Annotated in this window: 3 protein-coding genes; all 3 read right to left on the reverse strand. The window is 63.0% G+C overall.

Annotated features, from left to right (window positions below; translation table 11 throughout):
• Positions 1-285 precede the first annotated feature (285 nt).
• Positions 286-1593, reverse strand: a complete 1308-nt coding sequence (locus ACRXB1_RS33655) for an acetyl-CoA C-acetyltransferase (protein WP_449494487.1) — start codon at positions 1591-1593, stop codon at positions 286-288.
• Positions 1590-2510 carry a MaoC family dehydratase gene (locus tag ACRXB1_RS33660; protein WP_449494489.1) on the reverse strand — a complete coding sequence of 307 codons (921 nt, stop codon included), beginning with the start codon at positions 2508-2510 and terminating at the stop codon, positions 1590-1592. The genes ACRXB1_RS33655 and ACRXB1_RS33660 overlap by 4 nt, the downstream gene beginning before the upstream one ends.
• Before the next feature lie 5 nt (positions 2511-2515).
• Positions 2516-3063 (reverse strand): SDR family oxidoreductase (locus tag ACRXB1_RS33665; protein ID WP_449494488.1); only part of this gene is annotated, 548 nt, incomplete at its 5' end.

Raw genomic sequence — 3063 nt, forward strand, 5'->3', positions numbered from 1 at the left:
TGGTCCTGACATGGCCGCGCTCAGCGCGAAGGCGCCCAGCACGCTCCACGCGCGAGTAGCCGCGTGATTCGATAACACGCGCGGGCGACGCTGTCGTACTCGATGCATGAGATTCTCCGTGGTCCAATCGTTCGGCGTTCTGGCTGTTGGCTGCTTCGGCGTCGTGCGGTTCACGGCGGTTTATTCGCCAGGTATTTATCTGTGACACAACGCTTCGGAGCGCCCCGAAATTCCACGGAGCAGCACTTTATGTGCTTGGGCGCTGCAAGGCCCTGTTTTTGACGTTCATCGTTCGAGGATTGCGACCACGCCCTGGCCGCCCGCGGCGCAAATCGATATCAGGCCGCGTGTGGTTGCGCCGGGCGTATCCGGCTCGCCCGCGAGCATCTTTGCAAGTGCGCCCACGATTCGTCCACCCGTCGCGGCAAACGGATGACCTGCCGCCAGCGACCCGCCGTTCACGTTCATTCGCGACCGGTCGATCGAACCAAAAGGGCCGTCGAGACCGAGCTGCGTGCAGCAGTATTCATCGTCTTCCCATGCCTTGAGCGTACACAGTACTTGCGCGGCGAAAGCTTCGTGGATTTCATAGAAGCTGAAGTCCGCGAGGCCGAGTCCCGCGCGTTCGAGCATACGCGGAACCGCATAGGCAGGCGCCATCAACAAGCCTTCCTTCTTGTCGATGAAATCGATGGCCGCCGTTTCCGAGTAAGTGAGATACGCGAGCACGGGCAAGTTGCGCGCGGCAGCCCATTCGTCGGATGCGAGCAGGACGGCCGACGCGCCATCGGTGAGCGGCGTGGAATTGCCGGCAGTGAGCGTGCCGGCATCACGATCGAAGACAGGTCTGAGCGCGGCTAAGCGATCAAGCGTGAGATCGTGCCGCAGGATGTTGTCGCGCGAGAGGCCCTTGTAGGGCGTCATGAGATCGTTGAAGAAACCGCGCTCGTAAGCGGAGGAGAGTTTGCGATGACTCTCGAGCGCAAGTTCGTCCTGCGCCTCGCGGGGTATCTTCCAGCGCTTCGCCATCAGTTCGCAATGCTCGCCCATCGACAAACCCGTGCGCGGTTCGCTGTTGCGCGGCAACGCGGGTTTCACCAGCATGCCCGGCCGCAGCTTCGCAAACGCGCTCATGCGCTGCGCCGCCGACTTGCTGCGGTTGGCTTCCAGCAAGATCTTGCGCATCCGTTCGTTGACGCCGATAGGCGCGTCGGACGTCGTATCGACACCGCCTGCAATGCCTGCATCGATGTGTCCAAGCGCGATCTTGTTCGCAACCAGGATGGCAGTTTCGAGGCCCGTGCCGCATGCCTGGCTGACATCGTACGCGGGCGTTTCTTTCGCGAGCGTGGTTGAGAGCACGGCTTCGCGCGTGAGGTTGAAGTCGCGCGAGTGCTTGACGACCGCGCCCGCCGCGACTTCGCCCAGGCGCAGGCCATGGAGGTCGTATCGATCAACGAGCCCTTGCAGCGCGAAGCTCAGCATGTCCTGATTCGATGCCGCCGCATACGCCGTGTTCGAGCGCGCAAACGGAATCCGGTTGCTGCCGATGATCGCCACGCGACGCACAGCGGGAAGGGCGCTCGTAGTCATGACAATTCCCAATCGAAGCGGCCGCGCAGATGCAGCCTTTCGCCGGCAAGATCGCGGACTTCGAAGTCGCGCGCCGTGGTCGATGATGCCGCGGTCCACAGCGTGGTTTCGGCGGGCAGGAAAATGGGCGACTTGAACTCGCCGCTGATATTTGCAGAACCCAGTTGCTTGCAGGGCTGCAACGCCGCGACGGTCCGGCCAAGCGTCCACATCCCATGAGCGATGGCGCGCGGGAAGCCGAAGGCTTTTGCGGTGAGTGCATGCAGATGGATGGGATTGAAGTCGCCGGACGCCTTCGCGTAGTCACGCCCGAGTTGCGCGGGCAGTTGCCAGCGTGCTTCACGTGTCAGCACGGGCGCTTCGATGCCGGATGCTTCCGCAACGGGAGCACCGCTCGCACCGCCCGCACCGCCCGCACGATTGGCCACGCCACGCTTCAGATAAATGCTGTCGGCGTCCCACACCGCTTCGCCACCTCTATAGATACGCGTATGCAGCGTGAACGCCTGGCCTTTGTCGTGCGGTATGAGCGCGCCGCTTTCCACTTCAATGCGCAGCGTCTGTCCCGAATGCAAGGTACGTCGCATATGCACCGTATTCGATATATGCACGAGGCCGATTGCGGGCCACGGAAACGCGGTATCGGTGAGCAGCATCAGATGCAGCGGGAACGCCATCACGTGCGGGAACGTGGGCGGCACGCCATGTTCGGGAATAAATCCGCACACGCGCGCATACCGGCCGATCTGCTCGGGATCGAGCGGCACCTTGGGCCGCACGAGCCGAAGCGAGGGCAACTCTGCCGCGCCGACGCCACGCTTGAAGATGCCTTGCAACGCGCGGCCGTAGAGTTTCGCCGGCGGCGGCAAGGTGTCCACGATCACCGTGCGCATACGCGCCGCGCCTGAAGCAAGCATCATGTTCATGCTCCGATCAGGCTTTGACCGCATACGCGCACGACGTTGCCGGTAATGCCGCTCGATGCCGGGCTCGCAAGCCACGCGATCGTCTCGGCGACATCGACAGGCAAGCCGCCCTGGCTCATCGAATTCATGCGACGTCCCGCTTCCCGAAGCCCCAGCGGAATCTTCGCGGTCATATGCGTTTCGATAAACCCCGGCGCTACCGCGTTGATCGTGATGCCTCGCGCAGCGAGGAGCTTCGCCATGCCTTGCACGCGGCCGATCACGCCGGCCTTCGAGGTCGCATAGTTCGTCTGGCCGAGGTTGCCGGCGATGCCGCTTATCGACGATACGCCTATGATCCTGCCGCCCATATGCAGCACATCCTTTTCGAGCAGCGCTTCATCGATGCGTTCCTGCGCCGACAGGTTCACGTCGATCACGCTGTCCCACGCAGCCCCGGTCATCTTCGCGATGGTCTTGTCGCGGGTGATGCCGGCGTTATGCACGACGATATCGATACCGCCGAACGCCGCCAGCGCGGCCGAGATCGTGGCAGGCGCGTCAA

It is taken from the genome of Caballeronia sp. M23-90 (assembly GCF_053574605.1).

What these genes read in the sequence shown, in the direction of transcription:
- ACRXB1_RS33655 (WP_449494487.1), bottom strand. Translation starts at nt 1,593, where the DNA reads ATGACTACGAGCGCCCTTCCCGCTGTGCGTCGCGTGGCGATCATCGGC.
- ACRXB1_RS33660 (WP_449494489.1), bottom strand. Translation starts at nt 2,510, where the DNA reads ATGCTTGCTTCAGGCGCGGCGCGTATGCGCACGGTGATCGTGGACACC.